The organism is Niallia sp. FSL W8-0177 (assembly GCF_038006285.1).
Taxonomy (GTDB): Bacteria; Bacillota; Bacilli; order Bacillales; family Cytobacillaceae; genus Niallia; species Niallia circulans_A.
Genome location: NZ_JBBOUX010000001.1, coordinates 623,640 through 647,782 on the forward strand (window position 1 = coordinate 623,640; position 24,143 = coordinate 647,782).

The 24,143-nt window shown below is 34.7% G+C and carries 21 protein-coding genes; 16 read left to right on the forward strand and 5 right to left on the reverse strand.

Annotated features, from left to right (window positions below):
* The first annotated feature begins 33 nt into the window (after positions 1 to 33).
* Positions 34 to 1,551, forward strand: coding sequence for a UDP-glucose--hexose-1-phosphate uridylyltransferase (gene galT, locus NST77_RS03045; RefSeq protein ID WP_095329962.1), 1,518 nt, complete (start codon positions 34 to 36; stop codon positions 1,549 to 1,551).
* Between the two features lie 129 nt (positions 1,552 to 1,680).
* On the opposite strand, the gene NST77_RS03050 is transcribed toward galT, so the two are convergent.
* The gene (locus NST77_RS03050; RefSeq protein WP_164463593.1) at positions 1,681 to 3,228 is read right to left on the reverse strand and encodes a glycosyltransferase family 2 protein; all 1,548 of its coding nucleotides are present in this window, start codon (positions 3,226 to 3,228) and stop codon (positions 1,681 to 1,683) included.
* Between the two features lie 274 nt (positions 3,229 to 3,502).
* On the opposite strand from NST77_RS03050, the gene NST77_RS03055 reads away from it, so the two are divergent.
* From NST77_RS03055 to NST77_RS03080, 6 genes are all read left to right on the forward strand, one after another.
* Complete coding sequence (locus NST77_RS03055) at positions 3,503 to 4,486, forward strand: LacI family DNA-binding transcriptional regulator (protein WP_095329960.1); 984 nt, start codon at positions 3,503 to 3,505, stop codon at positions 4,484 to 4,486.
* A gap of 284 nt (positions 4,487 to 4,770) precedes the next feature.
* A complete protein-coding gene (gene nagA, locus NST77_RS03060) occupies positions 4,771 to 5,979 on the forward strand; it encodes an N-acetylglucosamine-6-phosphate deacetylase (protein ID WP_095329959.1) in 1,209 nt (402 codons plus the stop codon).
* Positions 5,976 to 6,728: a glucosamine-6-phosphate deaminase gene (gene nagB, locus NST77_RS03065; protein WP_095329958.1), complete on the forward strand. Its 753-nt coding sequence runs from the start codon at positions 5,976 to 5,978 to the stop codon at positions 6,726 to 6,728. Before nagA ends, nagB begins: the two co-directional genes overlap by 4 nt.
* Positions 6,725 to 7,444 (forward strand): GntR family transcriptional regulator, encoded by a 720-nt coding sequence (locus NST77_RS03070; protein ID WP_095329957.1) that lies wholly within the window; start codon positions 6,725 to 6,727, stop codon positions 7,442 to 7,444. The genes nagB and NST77_RS03070 overlap by 4 nt, the downstream gene beginning before the upstream one ends.
* 317 nt (positions 7,445 to 7,761) lie before the next feature.
* Positions 7,762 to 8,526, forward strand: a complete 765-nt coding sequence (locus NST77_RS03075) for a LamB/YcsF family protein (RefSeq protein ID WP_095329956.1) — start codon at positions 7,762 to 7,764, stop codon at positions 8,524 to 8,526.
* A 378-nt stretch (positions 8,527 to 8,904) separates the two neighbouring features.
* Positions 8,905 to 9,396 carry an RNA polymerase sigma factor gene (locus NST77_RS03080; protein WP_095329955.1) on the forward strand — a complete coding sequence of 164 codons (492 nt, stop codon included), beginning with the start codon at positions 8,905 to 8,907 and terminating at the stop codon, positions 9,394 to 9,396.
* A 95-nt stretch (positions 9,397 to 9,491) separates the two neighbouring features.
* Here the strand turns inward: NST77_RS03080 and NST77_RS03085 are convergent, their stop codons facing one another.
* Positions 9,492 to 10,985 (reverse strand): peptide MFS transporter, encoded by a 1,494-nt coding sequence (locus tag NST77_RS03085; protein WP_095329954.1) that lies wholly within the window; start codon positions 10,983 to 10,985, stop codon positions 9,492 to 9,494.
* A 262-nt stretch (positions 10,986 to 11,247) separates the two neighbouring features.
* Between NST77_RS03085 and NST77_RS03090 the strand changes: the two genes are divergently transcribed.
* Positions 11,248 to 12,036, forward strand: a complete 789-nt coding sequence (locus tag NST77_RS03090) for a hypothetical protein (RefSeq protein ID WP_095329953.1) — start codon at positions 11,248 to 11,250, stop codon at positions 12,034 to 12,036.
* Entirely contained in the window at positions 12,033 to 12,476 is a 444-nt protein-coding gene (locus NST77_RS03095) for a hypothetical protein (RefSeq protein WP_095329952.1), read from the forward strand. The genes NST77_RS03090 and NST77_RS03095 overlap by 4 nt, the downstream gene beginning before the upstream one ends.
* Positions 12,477 to 12,515: 39 nt before the next feature.
* Here the strand turns inward: NST77_RS03095 and rpe are convergent, their stop codons facing one another.
* The 3 genes from rpe to pepT form a co-directional block, all read right to left on the reverse strand.
* Positions 12,516 to 13,160, reverse strand: coding sequence for a ribulose-phosphate 3-epimerase (gene rpe, locus NST77_RS03100; protein WP_095329951.1), 645 nt, complete (start codon positions 13,158 to 13,160; stop codon positions 12,516 to 12,518).
* 190 nt (positions 13,161 to 13,350) lie between these two features.
* Positions 13,351 to 13,773, reverse strand: coding sequence for a hypothetical protein (locus NST77_RS03105; protein WP_095329950.1), 423 nt, complete (start codon positions 13,771 to 13,773; stop codon positions 13,351 to 13,353).
* A 348-nt stretch (positions 13,774 to 14,121) separates the two neighbouring features.
* On the reverse strand, positions 14,122 to 15,354 hold the full coding sequence (gene pepT / locus NST77_RS03110) for a peptidase T (RefSeq protein ID WP_095329949.1): 1,233 nt from the start codon (positions 15,352 to 15,354) through the stop codon (positions 14,122 to 14,124).
* A 215-nt stretch (positions 15,355 to 15,569) separates the two neighbouring features.
* Between pepT and NST77_RS03115 the strand changes: the two genes are divergently transcribed.
* From NST77_RS03115 to rhaA, 7 genes are all read left to right on the forward strand, one after another.
* On the forward strand, positions 15,570 to 16,175 hold the full coding sequence (locus tag NST77_RS03115; protein WP_095329948.1) for a thioredoxin fold domain-containing protein: 606 nt from the start codon (positions 15,570 to 15,572) through the stop codon (positions 16,173 to 16,175).
* A gap of 157 nt (positions 16,176 to 16,332) precedes the next feature.
* Complete coding sequence (locus tag NST77_RS03120; protein ID WP_286167819.1) at positions 16,333 to 16,467, forward strand: hypothetical protein; 135 nt, start codon at positions 16,333 to 16,335, stop codon at positions 16,465 to 16,467.
* A gap of 172 nt (positions 16,468 to 16,639) precedes the next feature.
* Positions 16,640 to 18,709 carry a bifunctional aldolase/short-chain dehydrogenase gene (locus NST77_RS03125; protein ID WP_095329947.1) on the forward strand — a complete coding sequence of 690 codons (2,070 nt, stop codon included), beginning with the start codon at positions 16,640 to 16,642 and terminating at the stop codon, positions 18,707 to 18,709.
* A gap of 378 nt (positions 18,710 to 19,087) precedes the next feature.
* Positions 19,088 to 19,690, forward strand: a complete 603-nt coding sequence (locus tag NST77_RS03130) for an NDxxF motif lipoprotein (protein WP_095329946.1) — start codon at positions 19,088 to 19,090, stop codon at positions 19,688 to 19,690.
* Between the two features lie 255 nt (positions 19,691 to 19,945).
* Complete coding sequence (locus NST77_RS03135; RefSeq protein ID WP_095329945.1) at positions 19,946 to 20,911, forward strand: AraC family transcriptional regulator; 966 nt, start codon at positions 19,946 to 19,948, stop codon at positions 20,909 to 20,911.
* Positions 20,912 to 21,080: 169 nt separating this feature from the next.
* Positions 21,081 to 22,499: a rhamnulokinase gene (gene rhaB, locus NST77_RS03140; RefSeq protein WP_341122723.1), complete on the forward strand. Its 1,419-nt coding sequence runs from the start codon at positions 21,081 to 21,083 to the stop codon at positions 22,497 to 22,499.
* A 15-nt stretch (positions 22,500 to 22,514) separates the two neighbouring features.
* Positions 22,515 to 23,768: an L-rhamnose isomerase gene (gene rhaA, locus NST77_RS03145; protein WP_341122724.1), complete on the forward strand. Its 1,254-nt coding sequence runs from the start codon at positions 22,515 to 22,517 to the stop codon at positions 23,766 to 23,768.
* The last annotated feature ends 375 nt before the right edge of the window (positions 23,769 to 24,143 follow it).

Sequence of the window (24,143 nt, forward strand, 5' to 3'; positions counted from 1 at the left end):
GAGAATGCACTAAGAGGAAAGGAGCAATGTTATATGACAACCACTATTTATCAGCATGTAGAACAATTGCTTCATTATGGAATAGAATCAAACTTAATTACAAAATGGGATATAGATGTAGTGCGGAATAAATTACTCGAAATCTTAGAATTGGATGATTTTGTCCCATCAGAGATTAGCGCTCCAGTGAAAATAGAGTTGCGTGAACTATTAGATACTATTTTAGATTGGGCTGCTGAACATAATCTCTTGGTAGAAAATACAATTACCTATCGAGATTTACTAGATACTAAATTAATGGCTTGCTTTGTTCCGCTGCCCTCTGAAATAAATAATAGATTTGCCATGCTCTATAAGGATAAGGGAGCAAAGAGTGCAACTAGTTGGTTTTATGACTTTTCAAAAAAAGTTGATTACATCCGCACGGATCGAATTGCTAAAAATGAAGAGTGGCTGGCGCATACGAGTTATGGAGATTTAGAGATTACGATTAACTTGTCTAAGCCAGAAAAAAATCCACAAGAAATAGCTGCTCTAAAAAAAGTAAAACAAGGTTTTTATCCTAAATGTTTGTTATGTAAAGAAAATGCTGGTTATGCAGGAAGAGTTAATCATCCGGCTAGACAAAATCATCGTATTATACCAGTGACTCTAGAAGAGGAACAATGGTTCCTGCAGTTTTCGCCATATGTTTACTATAATGAGCATGCTATTTGTTTTTCTGAACGGCATGAGCCAATGACCATTTCGAAAAGAACATTTACTAGATTACTAGAATTTGTTCACCAATATCCTCATTACTTTATGGGGTCTAATGCCGATCTGCCGATAGTTGGAGGGTCCATTCTTGCCCATGAGCATTTTCAAGGGGGATATCATGAATTTCCGATGGCAAAGGCAGAAATAGAAGCTGGATTTACGTTGGAGCAGTTTCCTGCTATCCATGCAGGAATAGTTAAATGGCCGATGTCTGTTTTACGTCTAAATGGTACAGACAAACAACAATTAGTGGAAGCATCTGATTATATATTAAAAAAATGGCTGGATTATAGTGATGAAAGTGTTGATATTCTTGCATATACAAACGGTGTTCGTCATAATACGATCACGCCAATTGCAAGAATGCGCAATGGCCAATATGAAATGGATTTAGTGCTCCGTAATAATCGTACAAGTGAAGAATATCCATTCGGGATCTTCCATCCACATGAGGAAGTTCATGCGATTAAACAAGAGAATATTGGTTTGATTGAAGTGATGGGGTTAGCAGTTTTGCCAGGAAGATTGAAAGTAGAAATGAGCTTACTTGCAGAGAATATCGTCAAAGCTGATTTTGAAGAGCGCATCCGTCTAGAGCCAGCTATTGTAAAACACTTAGCATGGGCAAAAAAAGTTAAAGAAAACAATCCACAGATGACAAAAGAAAATGTAAGTACTATCTTACAAACAGAAATAGGAATTGTTTTTGAGACAATCTTACATCATGCCGGTGTATTTAAAAGAGATGACGATGGAACAAAAGCCTTTTATCGGTTTATAGAGACACTATAAAAAGTGCAGAGGAAAAAGATTAGATTGGTTAAGGTTAGAATATGAATGAGAGATGAAAAAAATTCTTAGAGATCACTCGTTTTATAAGAAAACAGGCGGTCTCTAAGAAATCAACTCTTAAACTTAATATTAAAGAACCTTTAGCGCCAAGTGATTGTGAATGGTTTTATAAAAATGCTGCTTATCTGTTTGCTGCTTTTTTAACCGGAGCTTAGGGTTCGGGATATGTAATTGAACTTTATGATAATCTCTATAAGATAAATAAATAGTATAAACTGATTTTCCAAGAGCGGTAAAGAATGCTTCTGGTACCATAATTCTCTTTAAAGCCCCTTCATATGGTTCAATCGAAAACATAAACTGGTTATGGATGTTGTTTCGATCGCGGAACAGGAGATGTTCAATCTCTTTTGGGTGATCACCTGCAATACGAATATCGAAGCGGAAGAAACCATTCGTATATTCACAATTTATTAATTCAGCATACATAGGGACTCTAATAAAGTTATAAGGCGAGCTTAGCGGAGAAACCCAGTAAGCAGTATCATCTTTAACTACATGTTTTTTTATTTTTTCTTGATTCATCCATCGAAATAATGTTTCGATATCCTTATAGCGTTTTTGTGAAAATAACTGATAACAAACCTTATTATAAGGATGGTAAAAATGGTCACTGATCTCATAATCCAACGAAGAAGTCGTCCGTAACATTTTTTTCATGGTGGATATATATGCTTTCCTTTTTAAAAACTCATCTAATTTCCCTTTAAATGTTTGATTGTTTTCCGTTCTTAGCGTATGATACCGATTTATAAATCGATTAAAGCAATCAAATTCATACAAGCGATTAAGGACCATTCGCTTTAACTCTGAATCCATTTCTTTCTCTTTAAAGTAGTTGATTACTTTTCGATTACAATGCATTTTATTTAATACATTCGTCTGCTTCGTCAAGGATTCGTCATTATCATCTAAGCGATTTAAATAGTAGATAACAGCTTCTGTTGTTGAGATTTTTTTACAATTAGTCAATACTTCCATGAAAAATTGCTTATCTTCTCCATACTTCATCTCAGGAAATTGAATTTGGTTCTGTTTTATAATGCTAGACTTCATTAATCTTGCCCTAGGTCCTAAATGATGAAAAATATGTGGGATACTCGCCGGGGGGATACTTCTTCTTTCTTTCCATGATTCGTGTTCGCCTACTATGGCATTTTTTTTAGACGTGACTTTAATTGTTTTTCCCACTATATAATCATCATCTGTTTCATTTAGTACACTATAGAGTTTTTCCAAGCCAGTCTTTTCAAACCAATCATCTGCATCTAAAAAAGTTAAGTAAGGGGCCGATGAAAGTTCAATGCCTAAATTTCTAGGATAGCCAGGTGTGCCTGTGTTTTTCGCTAGAAGAGCGAGTTTAATATTAGGATGCTCGTTAACAAATTTCTTCAAGATAGAACGAGTTTGATCTTTAGAGCCATCATCAATAAGTATATATTCAATCTGTGGCATAATGGATTGCTGTAAAACCGATTCAATCGTCTTCTGGATCGTTTTTTCATTGTTAAATACGGGGGTAATAACAGAAATAATCGGCTGTTCTAAATAGTTTGCACTCTGTAATAGTTCATATTTATATTTATTGTTTTTTCGAAGAGATGATATATTTTTCATTGCATTCCCTACCTTCATAATTAAAACTAAAAGAAAGTCCTTATAGCAATCATTATGAATCAACAAGCTACAAGGTATACTTCCATAAATAGAAAAAATAGTGCATACGTTATTGTTTTTTATCCTGTATAATATAGAGAGAGAAGAACAAGTAAGGAAATCTAGCTTTACATCAAGGAAAAATGAAAAGGCTTTCTTAATTAGCGGGTTTCAAAGAATGCCTGCTCTATAATTGATTTTTCTGGAAGAAAGCAATGTATAAGGAGGTTTATAGGTGACAACTATTAGTGATATCGCTAAACTTGCGGGCGTGGCCAAAAGTACTGTTTCTAGATATTTAAATGAAGGTTCTGTCAGTGAAGCCACGAAAAGAAAAATACAGCATATTATCAAAGAAACCGGCTATACGCCTAATGCATTTGCTCAAAGCTTAAAAGCAAAGAAGACAAATATTATTGGAACAATTGTGCCTCAATTAGATTCGTATGCTTTTTCACGGACTTTAATAGGAATAGATGAAGAGTTGAAGGCAAGGAATTATCAAATGTTAATTTCTCATTCAAATTTAGATTTGGAACGGGAAATAGAAAATATTCATTCTTTAGTAAGACAGAAGGTTGCTGGGATCATTTTATTAGCAACAGAAGTTACGAATCGCCATTTAATGATCATTAAACAACTAGGAATCCCTGTGCTTATTGTAGGGCAACAGCATGAGGAGATTCCAAGTTTAATTCATAATGATTATGAAGCAGCATATGAATTAGGGAAATATATACTTTCTCAAGGGCATAAAAGAATCGCCTTCCTTGGTCTCCAAGAAAAAAATGTTGCAATAGGAATTGATCGGAAAGAAGGGTTTAAGAAAAGTATCGAGGAAACAGCAAATATAGATGTCCAATTTTTTGAGGTGAAGATGGATCAAGAAACACAATCATTTTCCATTGTTTCTGAAATAATCGATCGATTTCACCCTAGCATCATTGTATGTGCTACAGATAATATTGCCATGGGAACAATGAAAGCAATCTATTCGAAGGGGATTTCTATTCCTTGCGATCTGTCCATAACCGGGTTTGGTGGGTATGAAATGACTGAGATGATATATCCAGGTTTAACCACTGCAAAGTTTTTTTATAAAGATGCTGGCAATCTAGCAGCCAGAAAGATGTTAAGTCTCATTAATGGTGATGATACTCCCATGAAAACAGTTTCTGGGTATGAAATTATTTACCGCGAAAGTGTTAGGCAAATGTAAGTTCAACTAAATGATATCAGCTAAAAGTGGATTTAGCCGATATCATTTATTCATATTTTTAGAAATAGCAGCAAGAAGGACAATAGGAACTTGACGAAATAAAAGGAAATAACTATAATTTGAGGTGAAACCGATTACCGCTAGTTAGTTTGGGGAAATAGAAAAATAGTGAATATCTGATAGGTTAATATTTAATCATCCAAGAAGAATAAGTATAAATCAACTGGTATAGACATCTAGATATATAGATACGCATATTTTTAAAAAAAGGAGCTTTTAGAATCATGATAACGGATGAAGCAAAAGAATTAATATTAAAAAATGTATGTATTTACACAGAAACGGAAGTTAATCCAAATGGGTATGTAGTTGTGAAGGAAGGGAAAATTAATTCGATTGGGTTAATGGACTCCTTCCTTGAAAAAGAATGGGAAAATGCACATATACTAGATTTTCCAAAGGGTATGAATTTAATACCAGGGTTTATTGATATTCATATCCATGGAGCAAATAATGCTGACGCAATGGATGCGTCACAGCAAGCCTTAGAAATTATGGCTGAGACATTGCCAAAAGAAGGAACAACAAGCTTTTTAGCAACTACCATGACACAAGAGGTAGAAAGTATTGAAAATGCGCTCACAACTATTGCCCAGTATGTCGAGACAGCTGATCAATCAGGAAAAGCAGAAATCATCGGGATTCACTTAGAAGGTCCCTTTATCTCCGAAAAGAGAGTTGGAGCACAGCCAGTCCAATCTGTTAAAAAGCCGAATGTAGAGTTATTTAAAAAATGGCAGACATTATCCAATAATCAAATCAAACTTGTTACGATGGCACCTGAGGAAGATGAAAACTTTGAGCTTGTTCGCTATTTAAAGGCAGAGAATATCGTTCCATCAATAGGGCACTCAGATGCAGTTTATGAGCAAGTATTATCAAGCATTCAAGCTGGTGTAAATCATGTTACTCATCTGTTTAATGGAATGAGAGGTCTGCATCATCGTGATCCAGGAGTTGCAGGCGCAGCCTTGCTCCATTCGGAGTTAATGGCTGAAATGATTGTCGATGGTGTTCATATTCATCCAGAAATAGTTAAACTTGCTTTTTTACAAAAGGGGGCTGAACATATCATTCTCATTACAGATAGCATGCGGGCAAAATGGCTTGCGGATGGTATTTCATCCTTAGGTGGGCAAAAGGTAATTGTTCGTGATGGAAAAGCGTTATTAGAAAATGGTGCTCTTGCGGGTAGTACATTAAAAATGAATGATGCTATCAATAATATGATGAAATTTACAGGATGCTCTTTACAGGATGTTGTCAAGATGGCATCTTATAATCCAGCTAAGCAAATTGGTGTCTTGGATAAAAAGGGAAGTATTGCAAAAGGTAAAGATGCAGATTTAGTCGTATTAGATGAAAATAATCAAGTGGCACTAACAATTTGTAAAGGGAAAATTGTATATTCGAATGGAGGATTTTCAGCATGAAATTAATTGAAGTTCAAAACTACGATGAAATGAGTAAAGTAGCAGCCAAAAAAATAATAGAGCAAATACAAACGAAGCCAAATAGTGTGCTAGGTCTTGCTACTGGGGGAACTCCAGTAGGAACCTATCAGTATTTAATAAAGGATTTTACGGAGAACCAAACATCCTATGAAAAAGTTATCACCGTTAATTTAGATGAATATGTTGGTTTAGAAGAGGATAATCCTCAAAGTTATAGCTATTATATGAAAGAACACTTATTTAATCATATAAATATTCCTGAAAATCAAACTCATTTGCCTTTTGCCAAAAATATTGATGATAAAGAAGCAGGAAAAAATTATGAGAAACTGATTGATTCTTTTGGTGGAATGGATATGCAAGTTTTAGGAATAGGTGAAAATGGACATATCGGTTTTAATGAACCAGGTACTTCGTTCTCTTCTACAACTGATGTTGTTCAATTAGCTGACTCGACAAGAGAGGCAAATGCTCGCTATTTTACTAGTATGGATGAGGTACCAACACATGCTATCTCTATGGGGATTTCCACTATAATGAAAAGTCGGAAAATCTTATTGCTCGTGTCTGGAGTGAAGAAGGCATCTGTGCTTAATCAGTTATTTCATTCCGATATAAAAGAGGATCTTCCAGCTTCTATTTTGAAAAAGCATCCGGATGTTACAATTATCGCTGATCAGGAGGCTTTATCTATTTTGAAAGAAAATAAAGGAAGTGTGTATAGTTGATCATTAAAGATTCACATATTCCTATCTATTATCAATTAGAAATGGAGATAAAAGAAATTATTAAAGAGCTAAAGCCTGGTGACCCTATTAGCTCGGAACGGGAGTTTTCCGAAAAATACGGTATTAGCAGGATGACGGTTCGTCAAGCTATTAATAACTTAGTAGCTGAAGGCGTACTTGTTCGTCAAAGAGGGAAAGGGACTTTTGTTGCTGCACAAAAGGTAGAACAAGAGCTTTCTGGATTAACAAGTTTCTCGGAAGATATGCATTCAAGAGGGTTAACACCAAAAACAAAAATTCTTGATTTTAAAATAATTCCTTGTCCAAGAGGCATTGCCAGTAAGTTGAAGATAGAAGAGGGCGACCAAGTTTATGAGGTTAGCCGATTACGGATTGCGGATGATATCCCAATGGCCCTTGAAACTTCCTACCTTCCGACGCTCTTGATTAAGGAGCTGCAGGAAGAGACTTTACATGGTTCTATATATGAATATGTGGAGCAAACTTTACATCAAAAGATTAGTCACGCTACCCAAACAATTGAATCAACGTTATCCCATAAAAATGAAAGTGCATCTCTTGGGATTAAAGAGGGGGCACCGGTGCTGCTGATGGAGCGTTTTAGTTATTTGGCTAATGGAACTCCTTTTGAATATGTGAAATCTATTTATCGCGGAGACCGGTATAAATTTATTATTGATATGAAGAGATCTTAATCACGATGCTAGATTACTACAAAGTAGTTACATGAACTGATGATAAAGAGATGGAGTCCCTACAAATAGAGACTGTATAAATATGGTCAGTAATTGCTTCTGACGACAGCATATTTAAAATAAAGTTTGATGAAAAACATAAATATAACAATGGAAATACGGTAGCCCCTTTGTAGGACTTCCGTATTTTTTTTTGTAAAGTGAAAAGGGAAATAGTAGAGAAGAGGAGGTTTAGTCATCTGTATTCTAGAATTCATTATATTGGGGCTTGAGGTGAATAAATAGGGGAAGAAATTTACTAAATAGGAGGAGCCTATATGTCTATTGATATAAATTGTGATTTAGGGGAAAGCTATGGTGCTTATCAAATTGGGAATGATGAAACAATTATCCCCTATGTAACTAGTGTAAATATTGCTTGTGGTTTTCATGCCGGTGATCCAACTACCATGAGGAAAACGGTGAATCTTGCACTGGAGAATAAAGTGGCGATTGGTGCCCATCCAGGCTTTAATGATGTTCTTGGCTTCGGGAGGAGAGAAATAAATATATCACCCAATGAAGTATATGATATAGTCATTTATCAAATAGGAGCATTAGAAGCATTTGTGAAAGCAGAGGGCGGAACCTTGCAGCATATAAAGCCACATGGTGCGTTATATAATATGGCTGTGAAAGATGGACGATTGGCTGATGCGATTGCCAAAGCTATTTACAAGATAAATCCTGCGTATATTCTATTCGGTTTAGCGAACAGTGAATTGATTAGAGCAGGGAAACGTTATGGCTTAGAAACTGCTAACGAGGTATTTGCAGATCGAACTTATCAATCAGATGGAAGTTTAACCCCACGTACACATAAACAAGCTCTTATCGACTGCCCTAAACAGGCAGCTAAACAGATAATTGATATGGTTAAGAATAAAAAGGTTACCTCTGTACAAGGTGAAGAGATACCTATTCAAGCAGATACCATATGTATTCATGGTGATTCCACCCATGGTATATCCATTGTAAAAGAAGTAACATCTACGTTACTTCAATCGACAATAACCATCCGCAATTTTATGGAGAAAATATAAGTATTTGAATTTAGTATTGCTAAAAAACCCCCTCAACTAGGATGTTGGAAACTAACTACAATAAAAGAATTTAGTTACAATTAATGATTTAATAAAATGAATAGAAAATTAATCAATTTTTAAAGAAAAAACTGGAATTTTTATTACGTTAAGATGTATAATATATTTCATTGATGTTACAATAAAATAGTTTTGTAATTGCTTTGTAACAAAAAAGATAAATACTTTAGGATAGTAATAATTAAATGAAGAACTCGCAAGAAATACATACTTACTATTTAATAATGGAATAAAAAATGCTCTCTGGAATTTTAGTAATAGGAGTTTTTTGATTGTTATCTGTCCGTTGATTCACTGGTTTTGTTAGGGGTGGGGGAAATGGGTTCGATTGAAGAGCTCTATGAAAGATATAGTCAAGAATTAATTCATTTTCTGATCTATTTAGGGGTGAAAAAGGAAGAGGCAGAAGATTTAGTACAAGAAGTTTTTATACGATTGCTAAAAACAAAGTGTCTCTTTAAAGGGGAAAGTAGTGAGCGAACTTGGCTATATACAATTGCTAAAAATATTGCCATTGATCATTTTAGAAAACAAAAAAATTCCTATACCTTTGATTGTGAAATACCTATCCATATAAAGGATGAACAAGCTCTTCCTGATGAAGTTGCCATGAAGAAAGAACAGCTTGATTGGATTAAACATTTACTTTATTGTTGTACAGAAGATCAAAAAAAAGTAATTTACTGCAGATATTTAAAGGAATTGTCTATAGGAGAAACTGCTTTGAATTTGGGGTGGTCTGAAAGTAAAGTGAAGACGACACAGCATCGGGCTTTAAAATTGCTCAAAAAGAATTTAGTAGGCATATAAAGTCCGCAAGGTAACAGAAGGAGTTAAATGTGTTAGGGACAAATTTAACTTTCACTTACATTAAAAAAGTGGAGGCATATCCTCCACTTTTTTGTTTACTTTATTCCTTTCATCTTGTTTTGAATCATAGGTGATAACAAGAAAAGGATAATACTTAAGAAAATAGCTACTCCTCCAAGAATACCGAAATATGCAACTTCAGATATTTTTGTGAATAATGGGGCGATTTGTGCATTTAGTGCTTGGGCAGCAGCACTGGATAAGAACCAAAGACTCATTGTCTGTGCAGAGAAAGCCGCTGGCGCCAGTTTAGTTGTAGCAGACAGGCCAACTGGAGATATACATAGCTCTCCAACTACTACTAGGAAATAGCTTAATACTAACCATAATGGGCTAACTAATGTGTTTACTCCGCTTAAATAAGCAGGTAACATCATAATGATAAAGGATAAACCGGCAAACAATAAAGCAATTGAAAACTTCTTAGAAACAGAAGGTTGACGATTTCCAAGCTTAACCCAAATCCATGCAAATACCGGTGCAAATATAATAATGAACAATGGATTGATTGATTGGAAAATAGTTGGTGAAAGACTAAATCTGCCAAACTCTAATTGTGTTCGTTTATCAGCATAGGCTGCAAGAATGGTTGATCCTTGTTCTTGAATCGCCCAGAACATAACGGCAGCTAAAAACAGTGGGATATAGGCAATCAATCTAGAACGCTCATCACGAGTAGTTTTTGGACTGCGATACATAACAATAAAATAAATAGCTGGAATTAAGAAGCCGAGAATTCCGACAATTGTGACAAAAGATTCGAAAGTTAAGATTTTCAATGGAATTAAAATAGCTAAAATGATGGCAATGACCACTATGCTAATACCAATAGAAGAATATACCTTTTTCTTTTCTTTTTTAGATAATGGATTTGGCACAAATGTACCAGCAAGACCTAAATTCTTCTTCTTTGTCATCATGAATACAATTAATCCACATAACATACCAATTGCAGCAAGTCCAAAACCAAGATGGAAACTATAATTCATTCCAATTTCGCCAACAATAATTGGTGACAGGAATCCACCAAGGTTAATTCCCATGTAGAATATACTAAAACCTGCGTCACGACGCGCATCCTCTGGACTATACATTTCTCCAACAATACTTGATACATTTGGTTTTAATAATCCTGTTCCGATAACAATTAAAATCATGGAAATAAAGAACATGGTAATACTACCCGGCACAGCTAATACAATGTGACCAAGCATAATGAATATACCGCCATAGAAAACGGCCTTACTTGTCCCAAATATTCTATCTGCAAACCATCCACCAATTATACCAGACATATAAACGAGTGAACCGTAGATAGATACAATGGCAATCGCCGTACCTTCGGAAATACCTAATCCACCTTTAGATACTTCGTAGTACATATAATAAACTAGGATGGCTCTCATCCCATAGTAGGAAAATCTTTCCCAAAATTCTGTAAAGAAAAGTGTAAACAACCCTTTAGGGTGACCAAAAAATCCCTTTTGGGGAACACTGTCCACAATTTTCTGTTTATTTAAATCTGACATTAAAGAAACCTCCTCTATTATTTTAATATAATACTGAAAAGATACTAGACTTGTCAAAAAAAATTTTGCTAGAGCATAAAATTGGAATAAATTGTGGCTTTTTAGAGTCTAAATTCATAATAATCATTTTATTGTGAAAAATAATAATGTTTTTAATATAATTTTTTTGCTTCAAGTGAGTAGTTTTAATTTGATTCGAAATATATGTATAAAAAATTAGCAGAAGGAAGCATACTAGAAAAAAACGAGTTGGTGAGCACGGGTGCAACAATTCAATGAGCAAGCATATAGACATAAAAACATGAATATGTCTATTATTGGAACAAATTATTTAAGTGTAAGCAATCCTTTGATGCCACTATGGTGGGCTCTTGCCATGCCAGGTACTGGTCATATTATGGTTGGAAAGTTATTGATAGGAGTACTTTTATTTATATGGGAATTTTTGATTAATACACAGGCGCATTTAAATTTAGCTATTTTGTACTCCTGTATTGGCGAATTTCAATTAGCTGCTGAATCGCTGGATATAAGATGGTTTTTTTTCTATGTAGGAATTTATATTTTTAATGCATGGGATGCATACAGAATAACTACGGATATTAATCAATTTTCTAAGTTAGCTAAAGAGGAAAGATATCCACTAATGCCATTTGTCATCCATCCATTGGGAATCAATTATTTGCAGCGAGTAAATAAATGGGTACCAGTATTTTGGTCCATCATTACTCCAGGTCTTGGTCATTTAATTCTTAGAAACTTTTTAACGGGTTCATTTTTATTAGCTAGTCATCTAATCATAATCTACCATTCAAAAGCATTAGAAGGAATTTATTTCACTTGCAGAGGATTGTACGGTTTAGCGACCTCCATTATTAATATAGAATGGCTTCTGTTTCTGCCGTCCATTTATCTATTTGCTGCATGTGATACATATTACCATGCCATCGAAATGAATCAACTGTTTAGACTAGAACAGAGCCATTATCTTGAACAAAAATATTCTTTTTATCTTAAAAGAAACTTTAAAATAAAGGACAATAATCCATGAATATTATCTCCGTCTTTGATCATTCCTTAAAAGTCGAATTGGTACTACATGAATTAGAAAAACATCATATTCGCAAGGAAGATATATTTGTATCATCTCTTAATAAAAAAGGGGTAGAGAAAAAATATATGGATCCTTTCAATGCAGATGGTTTTAATATGTTCTTTGTTGCTAGTGTGAGTATGATTATGATGCTTTTGGGGACCATCTATGGATTTGTTCTTTATTTAGGTCCAATTCTTTGGGGATTAATTGGTTTAATAGCGGGAATTTGTATCACTATTCCGGTAGATTATTTGTATAAGCGGTGGAGAAATAAAGAAGAGATAAAGCCAAGTAAAGCGGAGTTAATTATCGTTATTCATTGTGAGGAGACTCAAGTAGCTTTAATAGAAAGTCTATTGTACCAACATCATACAATTGGGTTAGTTAAAATATAAAAAAAAGGAATCTAAATTTATAGACTCCTTGTTACTATTTTATCCACGTATTGCTTTAATTGCTTCTTCACGATTAGGATTGTTATAAATAAATGATCCGGCAACAAGAACATTCGCGCCTGCCTCTTTGACTAATACAGCAGTTTCAGTATTAATACCACCGTCTACTTCAATATCAAGTGTTGGATTTAACAGATCTGCTAACTGACGTACTTCTTTAATTTTAGGAAGGACATTAGGAATAAAAGCCTGTCCGCCAAAACCAGGATTAACTGTCATTAATAGAACCATGTCAATATCTTCGATAATATGCTTAATCATTTCTACTGGCGTACTTGGATTTAATACTACTCCAGCCTTTACGCCCTGTTCTTTTATTAATTGAATAGTACGATGCAAGTGGCGAGAGGCCTCTACATGTACGGTGATGATATCAGCACCAGCCTTAGCGAATGCTGGAATATAAGCATCTGGATTTTCAATCATTAAATGAACATCTAATGGCAAAGTTGTCACAGGACGAATTGCTTCCACAATAAGTGGGCCAATAGTTATATTTGGTACAAAATGACCATCCATTACATCCACATGAATGTAATCAGCGCCACCTCGTTCTACATCTTTCACTTCATCCCCTAGCTTAGCAAAATCAGCGGAGAGAATGGAGGGTGCAATCTTAATCATTTGTATGCCTCCCTTTCTTAATCTATGTATTACATCAAAATTATAGCAGATTGTGAGATATCGAACAAGCTGATTGGATGCGCTTGCTTGTTTTTATGAAAGGTGAGGATAAAAAATTGTAGCCACTTCGTTCGAATAAGAGGATAAATAGAAGTGGCTATCCATAAGTGAATCTCATCATAGTGAAGAATTATAGTTTAGTTATGATTTCTTTTTGAATATCAGCTGGTGCTGCAGCATAATTTGTTGAAATACATGCAATAAGCATTTCTTTATTCTTGTAGAAAGGTTCTTTGTTTTTATTATAATAAAAACGAACACTTTCTTCTTCTTTAAAAAATTCTTTCCCGATTTTTAATAGAGTAGTAACGGGTAGTTTCTCAAAGGAAACAGTGCTTACTTCTTCTTTTCTAGAAACTACAGGCTGTTCTTGGTCTGTATTCTTAAATTCGCTCACCAATTTTTTTAGAACTTTTTCTTGCGAGATTACTTGTTTCAAAAGTTTTTTACGAACTCTTTTTTTCTTCGATTGAAGTCCAAAAGTTTCTAATATATAGTGATGTAATTCTGTATTTTGTGTTACTTCTTCTTGCATCTTACTCATTGTATCCATTGCAAAACTCCTCTAATCTTTTCTTTCACCACTAAATCCATAGAAAATAGGGATTTGGCACTGAATCATTATATACTAAACTGTTAAAAGTACAAAATTTACTTCGGTTAACGAAATAAAAAATATACATTCTAATAAATAAGAGCTGATTTCCGTTGCAGGGGTTCGCTTTCCGTGGGCTCGCGCTGAGACGATTCAGCCTAAAGGCCTGCAGGGTCTCAGGTTGTCTCGCAGATCCCACAGGAGTCTCACCCCTTTCACTCCAAGCAATGCATAATAATTCTATTTGCATTTCCTAAATTCCTTTTGTCAGCAAGCTGAAAGAAGGCCTCAAAAGCCTTCTTTCCTTTATCCACGTTCTTCAAATAGGCGGACAATTTCTACGATTACATTTGTTGCTTTTACCATGTTATCGACAGAAATGAACTCATATTTACCATGGAAGTTTTCTCCACCTGTAAAAATATTGGGAGTTGGCAATCCCATATAAGATAACTGTGAACCATCTGTACCACCGCGAATTGGCTGAACAATTGGTGTAATACCGAGATTTACCATTGCTTGATAGGCTACATCCACAATTTCTTTTACGGGTTCAATTTTTTCCCGCATATTGTAGTATTGGTCGTTTAATTCCAGTTTTACTGTTTCGGCACCATACTTTTCATTTAACTCCGCTACAATTGTCTGCAGGATTCTTTTTCTCTCTTCAAAAGAAGTACGATCAAAATCACGGATAATATAAGCAAGCTTTGTTTCTTCCACGTCTCCCTCAAAGGATAGTAAATGATAAAAACCTTCATAGCCCTCCGTATATTCAGGTGCCTCATTTGCTGGTAAGCGGTTTTGTAATTCCATCGCTATTTTCATACTATTAACCATTTTTCCTTTTGCTGTACCAGGATGAACATTCGTTCCCTTCACTGTGATTTTTGCGCCAGCAGCATTGAAGCTTTCATATTGCAATTCGCCTAATGGCCCGCCATCAACAGTGTAAGCAAAATCAGCATTAAAGGCTTTTACGTTAAATTTATGTGGACCTCTGCCGATTTCCTCATCTGGTGTAAATGCCACTCTAATTTTACCATGTTTAATTGCTGGGTTTTCTTTTAAGTAAATAAGAGCTGTTACAATTTCTGCAATACCTGCTTTGTTATCTGCTCCTAGTAAGGTTGTGCCATCCGTTGTCAACAAAGTATGTCCTACGTAATTTTTTAATTCTGGAAAATCTTTAGGAGATAAAACGATATGTAAATCTTCGTTTAAGGTAATATCCTCCCCATCATAATTTTCCACTTTTTGTGGACGTACATTTTTACCTGTAAAATCAGTAGCAGTATCTAAGTGAGCAAGGAAGCCGATTGTCGGCACTTTTTTCTCAGTATTTGCTGGCAAAGTTGCCATCACATAACCGTTTTCATCAATCGTTACTTCTTCCATACCAATTTCTTTAAGCTCTTCCACCAATAAATTGGCTAATGTTAATTGTCCTGGTGTAGACGGACATTCTAAATTATTTTCATTTGATTGGGTATCGACAACTGCATACGATACAAAACGATTTATTATATTTTCTTTCATGCGATTCAACTCCTTTATCAGATAGTTTGATTTTATCATAGGAGGAATGAATAAGACGAATATTGTGAATTTATGCTAAAAAGTCTCCCATTTCAGTTGTCGTTGGTAAATAGGTATGTTCACAATTATGTTGAATTTAGTGGAGGATTGATGCTTTATTTACAGAGCTTTTTAGATAGAATATAGTTAATAGGGTTTGAAAAAGGAGATTGAGAATGAAAAGAAAAAATAGACCGATTATTATATTTAGTGTAATTGTGGTAATTATTATTATTTGTATCGCAGCTATATGGACACTAAAGAGTAAGGATAATGACGCAATTGAAGACATACAGAAAATAAATGCATCAGCTACTTTTAATCAACAAGAGGAAGAATATATCGTTTATTTCTGGCAAGCCACTTGTACATACTGTAAACAAATTGAAAAAGATGTTCTTTCTTTTAGCAATAACGGTGACACACCTATTTATGTTGTAGATATGCAGGATGAAAAAAATGAATCGAGCTGGTATGACTGGGAAGAGCATCATAAAAAGTATGACCAAGTAATTGGGAAAATCGAAGACGGGAAAGAAGTATGGAATGAGGGCATAAACATAGAGAATTTCCAAAATGATAAAAATACTGCTTGGGGAATTGTCGCGAACGAAGAAAACCAAATCATTGCAACACATAATACTGCTTTCGGAAACGAAGTACCAGAAAACGCGGAAGAAATTGAGATTACAGGAACACCAACGATGATAAAAATCAAAGATGGGAAATTTGCAGCATATGCAGTCGGCGTGGAAGAAACTGTAGAAATGCTAGGGAAGTAAACAGTAAAGAAGCTTTAAGATAGGGTGAACCTGTCTTAAAGCTTCTTTTTTTGAAGAAGAGCGACAAAGTGACAGAATTCGGCGGGAGGGATGTTCATAAAAGGAATGAAAGCCAAAAAGTAGGACGGGAAAAAGAAAAGTGGCATTCATTAAAAGGATGAAAGCCCAAAAAACAAAAACATTCGGAAAAAGTAGTGTTCATGAAGGGAATGAAAGTCAGAAAGAAGAAGGTCAAAGAGAAAAGTGGCGTTCATCAAGCAAAAGAAAGCGAAAATACATCTTAACTCACTAAAAAACAATAATAAGCGAAAGCGTAACATAGATACACATCATATTCTTCCCTTTTAAGAGGATTAGTCTTTAAAAAGAGAAATAAAAACAAATAAACTATTTCAAAAACAAACAAACATATTATATAATGTATTTGGGGTATAAAAAAACAATTTCTGAAGGGAGAAATATTAATGGTACAGAATTTATGGAATAATGAAAAAGCTTCGCAGTTAAATAAGGGATTAGAAGAACTTGTATATCGTTCCAACTTAATCGGAACAGATCGAGCAGTATGTAATTGGGGTGGCGGTAATACTTCAATGAAAACAATCGAAAAGGATTTTCGTGGTAGAGACATAGAAGTAATGTGGGTAAAAGGAAGTGGTTCAGATTTAGCAACAATGAAAGCGCATAATTTTACTGGTCTAAAGCTAGAGGATATAAAACCGTTAATGGAAAGAAAAGAAATGTCAGATGAGGAAATGGTTGCTTATCTATCTCATTGTATGATTGATCGTTCTCATCCAAGGGCATCTATTGAAACTTTATTACACGCTTTTTTACCGTATAAACATGTAGATCATACACATCCCGATGCTATTATTAGTATTTGCTGTGCTGATAATGGAAAACAAATTGCCGAAGAAATATATGGGAATCGTTTCGTTTGGGTACCGTATATTCGTCCTGGCTTCACCTTATCTAAAATGATTGCAGAAGGTGTGAAGAATAATCCAAATGCAGAATTAGTATTAATGGAAAAACACGGTCTTGTTGTTTGGGGAGAAACTGCCGAAGAAAGCTATAACAAAACAATTTCAATTATTAACGAAGCGGAAAAATATATTCATAATAAAATAGACGAGGAGCAAGTATTTGGCGGAGAACAATATCCTGCTTTAAATGAAGAAGAGGCAGAAGAAATTTTAAGCCAAGTAATGCCAGTAATCCGGGGCGCGGTTAGTGGAGAAAAACAAATGCTGTTAACCTACGATAGAGGGGCTGATGTGCTTCAATTTGTAAATAGCAAGGATGCGAAAACCTTATCACAAATTGGTGCAGCATGCCCAGATCATCTTGTACATACGAAAAGACAGCCTTTATATATTGAATGGAATCCAACAACGAAAGATATTGCTAGTTTAAAAGAAAAGATTAAATCAGGTGTAGAAGAATTTAAAAAAGAATATACATCGTATTTTGATAGAAACAAAGAGACTGGAGATCAAATTTCTGAAACTGCTCCGCGTGTTATTTTAATACCTGGTATTGGTATGGTTAACACTGGGAAGACACTAGCTATGGCAGCAGTAAGCGGCGCTTTATACCACCGTGCAATTTCTGTTATGAAGGGAACTACCACCTTAGGTAATTTCGTCTCGTTAAATGAAAATGAATCATTTAAAATAGAGTATTGGCCACTAGAATTGTATAAATTAGCTCTTGCCCCGAAAGAAGCTGAATTCTCTCGTAAAGTCGCATTTGTTACAGGTGGAGCTGGTGGGATAGGCAGTGAAACATGTCGACTATTTGCAGAGCAAGGGGCACATGTTGTTATTGCAGATCTTAATATAGAAGGTGCCGAAAAGGTTGCAGCAGAAATAAATGAGAAGTATGGTTCCATGAGAGCATTAGCTGTTAAGATGGATGTAACAAAAGAAGATGCGGTGAAAGAAGCGTACAAGAAAACAGCTCTAACCTTTGGTGGTGTGGATATCATCGTCAATAACGCTGGTCTTGCTACTTCTAGCCCGTTTGACGAAACGTCTCTACAAGAATGGAATTTAAACTTAAATGTTCTTGGTACAGGGTATTTTCTAGTTGCAAGAGAAGCGTTCAAACAAATGAAGGAACAAGGACTAGGTGGAAGTATGGTCTTCATTGGTTCTAAAAACTCTGTCTACGCAGGGAAGAATGTTACGGCCTATAGTTCTGTAAAAGCAATGGAAGCGCATCTTGCACGATGTATTGCAGCAGAGGGAGGAGAATTCGGTATACGTGTTAATACTGTCTTACCTGATGCCGTATTACAAGGATCCGCTATTTGGGGCTCTAAGTGGCGTGAAGAGCGAGCAGCTAACTATGGAATTGAACCAGATCAATTAGAAGAGCATTATAAAAAACGGACCACTTTATTAGTTAATATTTTTCCAAAGGATATAGCGGAAGCGATTTGTTATTTCTCTTCCTCCAAAGCGGAGAAAACTACTGGATGCATGCTGACAGTAGATGGAGGAGTTCCAGCGGCCTTTACTAGATAATATTGGTTAGATTATTATTCTAATTTGTGCTTTTGACAGCCTCAAAGAGATAAAGATAAGCATAAAGGAAGTGTGATTTCCATGAAAATCACACTTCTTTTTAATGTTAAATAAGGTAATATATGTTAATATGGTTTATGAATGTTTATTAAACTAACGGATGAAAATTGGTTAAAAGTTGTTTTGTATTCCTGAATAAGACGAGGGAAATGAGGACATCTCTGTGAAATAGTATTAACGAATGACTAAAATATTTTTCCAGCTAATACCCTCAACTAATGGAAGGTCAATTTGGTTAAGTGGATATACCATTTGTGATGTTTCTAATAGTCCTCTAAAGCCAGGGAATATTATATTTGCAAAGGGGAGTAGGCGTTTATGAAAAGAATATTTTATAGTATGCTAATTCTTTTTCTATTAAGTGCATGTTCAAAAGGAGGGGGAATGGAGACGGAAGAGGAAATAGTCGATACAAATAATGTGAAGGTTCCTAGTACCATTTTTTATTCTGACAAACAAAATAGTGTAATTGATGAAGAAGAAATGAAATCAAGCATAAAAACATACTTAGACACCCATGAAGAATTATCTCTTGCTAGTTCCCCTTTTCAAGAGATAATAGACGAAGAAAAAGAATTAACGAAAAGTGATTTAGAGAAGTTAAAGCAAATTAACAGGCTTACAAGAGAAAATGATGATAACTTTTTAAACTATATCTCACAAAATACATTACCCCAGGGTTATCAAGAAGAATCCGAAAGAATAAGTAGATATATTACAAGTTTAAATGGGATGCTAGATGAATTAGATACAGTGCTCGACCAACTTACAGACGACTTGAATGAAGATGTCATTCCTACAGTAAACATGGACTCTTTATATAAAAGCAGTAAGGTAGTTAACGGAAGAGAACAGAAAAAAATAGAAGAGTTTCTGGAAAATAAAAATATCAAGACTAAAGCATTTGGACGTAAGCAATAAGAAAACAGCAGATTAGAACTGTAAACAGGGCTGTTCTTAAAAATAGAATGGCAAAACAGATAAAGCAGCATAGCTTCTTTTATAGGGAGAGCTGCTTTATGTATTCACCGTTTACAGTTTAACTTTCTGTGTGTTAGCGTTAATTCCTCCCCACCTTATTTATCAAAAAATATGTAAGATTCCTCGGAATAGTTGCTAAATTATTCTGTACTCTCATAATAATACAAAGATAGTTAAATTAGGAGGCAGACCTTCTTGGATCATGTTTTAATGGAACAATTAAGGAAGTTAACAGAGGAAGAAATATGCATTGTTCAGCAAAAACAAGGGGTAATAAAAGACATCTATACTAGTCAAAGTAATTTTATCATAGAAAGTGAAAAGTTTTTGCGTAATGATAAAATGATAGCGGTTAGAAAGCATACACGTTTTATTGATTTTCCTAAACATAAGCATAATTATATTGAGATTAATTATGTCGTAAATGGTCAGTTAAAGCAGAAAGTTGGGAACGATGAAATCGTGTTGAAAAGAGGAGAACTTCTATTTTTAAATCAGCACATGGAACATGAAATAGAGGCGTGTGATAAGGACGATATCGTCGTTAATTTCATCATTCAGCCGCCATTTTTTCAATTTATATTTCAATATTTACATGAAGAAAATAAGCTGACAGATTTTTTAATTAGTAGTTTATTTAAACATAAAGAGAGTGGTCAGTATTTATATTACAAGGTTTCAGAGGTCATAGAAATTCAGGATATAATTGGGAAACTATTAAAAGAAGAAAGTAATAATTCCATTTTATCTGAATCGACGATGAAGCTTTATATGGGATTATTAATGATTGAACTGATAAAAAATACTGATAAGATTCAACAAAATGAAGGAGTAACACAAGATCATTATGTAGTCATAGAGGCTTTGAGTTACATCGAAGAGCACTATCAGCTAGGGACACTGAATGAACTTGCTGGACGCCTTCACCAATCAATGTCTTCATTAAGTAAAAATATTAAGAAAGCAACAGGCTATACTTTTAAGGAATTGCAGCAGGAAAAGCGACTGAGCGAAGCAAAGAATCTATTAGAGACAACGGATCTTCCAATTAAGAGGATTGTAGAAGAAGTAGGTTATGATAATATAAGTTATTTCTATCGGATATTTAAAGAAAAATATAGAATGACGCCAAAAGCGTTTCGGTTGAAACTAGCAAAATAGTAATATGCTAGTTTTTTCTTTGTAATCTAATTCCTTTTATAAAACAATGAAGGAGATATGGAAAATAAGGACAATAAAAAAGAAAAGTGCGTTATTTTATTTAAAAATGAAACCCATTACAATATCCCTAAGAAAACGTTTTTTAATTCCTTTTCAAGGAGAGGTGTAAATGACTAGATATACACTGGCAGTAGATATTGGGGCCTCAAGTGGTAGGCTTATTCTCGGGTCTGTTTCATTAGAAAAATTAGAACTGAAAGAAATTCACCGGTTCGAAAATAGGATGATCAAAAAAGGACAGCATTATTGCTGGGATATAGAAATGATATTTTCGGAAATAAAAAAAGGAATTAAAAAATGTAATGACATAGGAATTACTCCTGAAAGTATTGGTATCGATACATGGGCAGTAGATTTTGTATTACTAGATGAAAAGGGGGAACTTTTAACAGATGCTGTTGCTTATAGGGACGATCGAACGGATGGCATGATGGAAGAAGTATTCCAGAAAATAATGAAAGAAAGATTGTATTTAGAAACGGGAATTCAATTCCAAAAATTTAATACTATTTATCAGTTATATTCGTTAAAAAAGACACAGCCAGAAGTATTCGCACAAGCGAAAACCTTTTTAATGATACCTGATTATTTACACTATTTATTATCAGGTATTGCAGTGAATGAATACACCAATGCTACTTCGACACAGTTATTAAATGCTTTCACCAAAAAATGGGATAAAGCGATACTTGATACATTAGAGATCAATAAAGAAATATTCCAAGAAATTAAAAAGCCAAATACGATTCTTGGGAATTTAAGACCAGAATTAGTGGAAGAGTTTGGCTTTGATATGAAAGTGATTTTGCCAGCGACTCATGATACAGGTTCAGCAGTAATTTCAGTTCCAGCTTTTAATGATACAATCTATATCAGTTCGGGGACATGGTCATTGATTGGTGTGGAAAATAGATTTCCAATTTGTGTGACAAAGGCTTTAGATTATAACTTTACTAATGAAGGAGGAATTGATTATCGCTATCGTTTCTTAAAAAATATTATGGGACTATGGATGATACAGGAAGTCAGACGCAATTATAATAACCAATACTCTTTTGCCAAGTTTGTTGAATTAGCAAAAGAGGCACAAGGTTTTTCAAGTATTGTAAATGTAAATGATAATCGTTTTCTAAAGCTTGACAATATGGTAGAAGAAATTCAGAACTATTGTCTAGAAACAGGACAGCAAGTTCCGGCAACACCTGGAGAAATAGCGAAATGTGTTTATGATAGTTTAGTAGATAGCTATGTTATAGCGATAAATGAGATAGAAGAAATTTTTGAAAAAACTTTTCCGAGTATTAATATTATTGGCGGCGGCTGTCAGAATGAAATGCTAAACCAGCTACTTGCAGAAGCGTCTCAGAAGGAGGTATATGCTGGACCGATAGAAGCGACAGCAATTGGGAATATTGTTTCTCAATTCATCGCATTAGGAGAAATAGATAGTTTATCAGAGGCTAGACAAATGATAAAGCAATCATTTGAGATAAAAGTATATAAAGCTGCGGAAGATGCAATCAAATAAAAGGAGGACACAAACATGTCTGTTAAAGAAAATTTTGAGGTGGCAAAAAAACAATATGAGCAATGGGGAGTAAATGTAGAAGAAGCATTAGAAAAGCTAAAGAATATCCCGATTTCAATCCATTGTTGGCAAGGGGATGACATTGCTGGATTTGAAGTAAATCAAAGAGAATTATCTGGTGGTATTGATGTAACAGGGAATTATCCTGGGAAAGCAACGAATCCGGAGGAATTAAGAAGCGATTTAGAGAAGGCGCTCTCACTTATTCCTGGAAGACATCGCGTGAATCTCCATGCTATTTATGCAGAAACCAATGGGCTAGCCGTAGAAAGAGATGAGCTAGAGCCAAAGCATTTTGAAAATTGGGTGCAATGGGCAAAAGAAAATGGCTTAGGGCTGGATTTTAATCCGACTTTATTTTCCCATGAAAAAGCAGCTGATGGATTAACGTTAGCTCATCCAGATCAAGAAATTCGTGATTTTTGGATTCAACATTGTATTGCTAGTCGAAAAATTGCTGAATATTTCGGGAAAGAGCTCGGAACGCCTGCATTAACGAATATATGGATACCGGATGGCTACAAAGACATTCCAAGCGACCGTTTAACTCCAAGAAAAAGACTAAAGGATTCCTTGGATAAAATTTATGCTGTAGAAACAGATGAACGCTATAATTTAGATGCAGTAGAAAGCAAGGTTTTTGGAATTGGTTCAGAATCTTATGTAGTCGGTTCCCATGAATTTTACTTAGGCTATGCCTTGAAAAATAATAAATTATGCCTCATGGATACAGGTCATTATCATCCGACCGAGACTGTTTCGAATAAAATTTCTTCCATGCTTTTATTTAGTGATAAATTGGCATTACATGTATCTCGACCAGTAAGATGGGATAGTGATCATGTTGTTATTTTAGATGATGAACTAAAAGAAATTGCTGTAGAAATCGTACGTAATGATGCATTAGATAAAGTAATTATAGGTCTTGATTTCTTTGATGCAAGCATTAACCGCGTAGCAGCATGGACAATTGGTACAAGAAATATGATTAAAGCACTTTTAAATGCATTATTGCTTCCAAATGATAAATTAAAACAATTACAAGAGGAAGGAAATTTTACAGAGAGATTGGCATTAATGGAAGAATTTAAAACATATCCATTTGGGGCAATCTGGGATTACTATTCTGAACAAATGGATGTACCGGTGCGTGAATCTTGGCTGAATGAAGTGAAAGTGTATGAGGAAGAAGTTCTTTCCAAAAGATAAAATAAAAGGGGCTGAGACAAAACTAAAAAGGATATGCTTAAAGCTGAATAATCATTTGTTGAATTAAACGAATGATAAATAATATTTATTTTTGTTTCTCGCCCCATTTTATAAGGTTAGTGAAATGGAGTGGAAGACACTCGACTCCTGCGGGAAATAGAGGAAGGCTGAGACCCCGCAGCGCAGTGAGGAGGCTCAGCTTCCTCCCCGCGGAAAGCGAGTGACTGGAGCGCAATGGAACGAACTTGTTTTTTAGCTATAAAAAAGATAAATCAGCAAAAAGAAAAAACCGAACTATTACGATATTTTATTGTATTATAGTTTGGCTTTTTCTTTATGTAAAATTCTTTTGTCCCCCCATCTTTTATTGGTTAA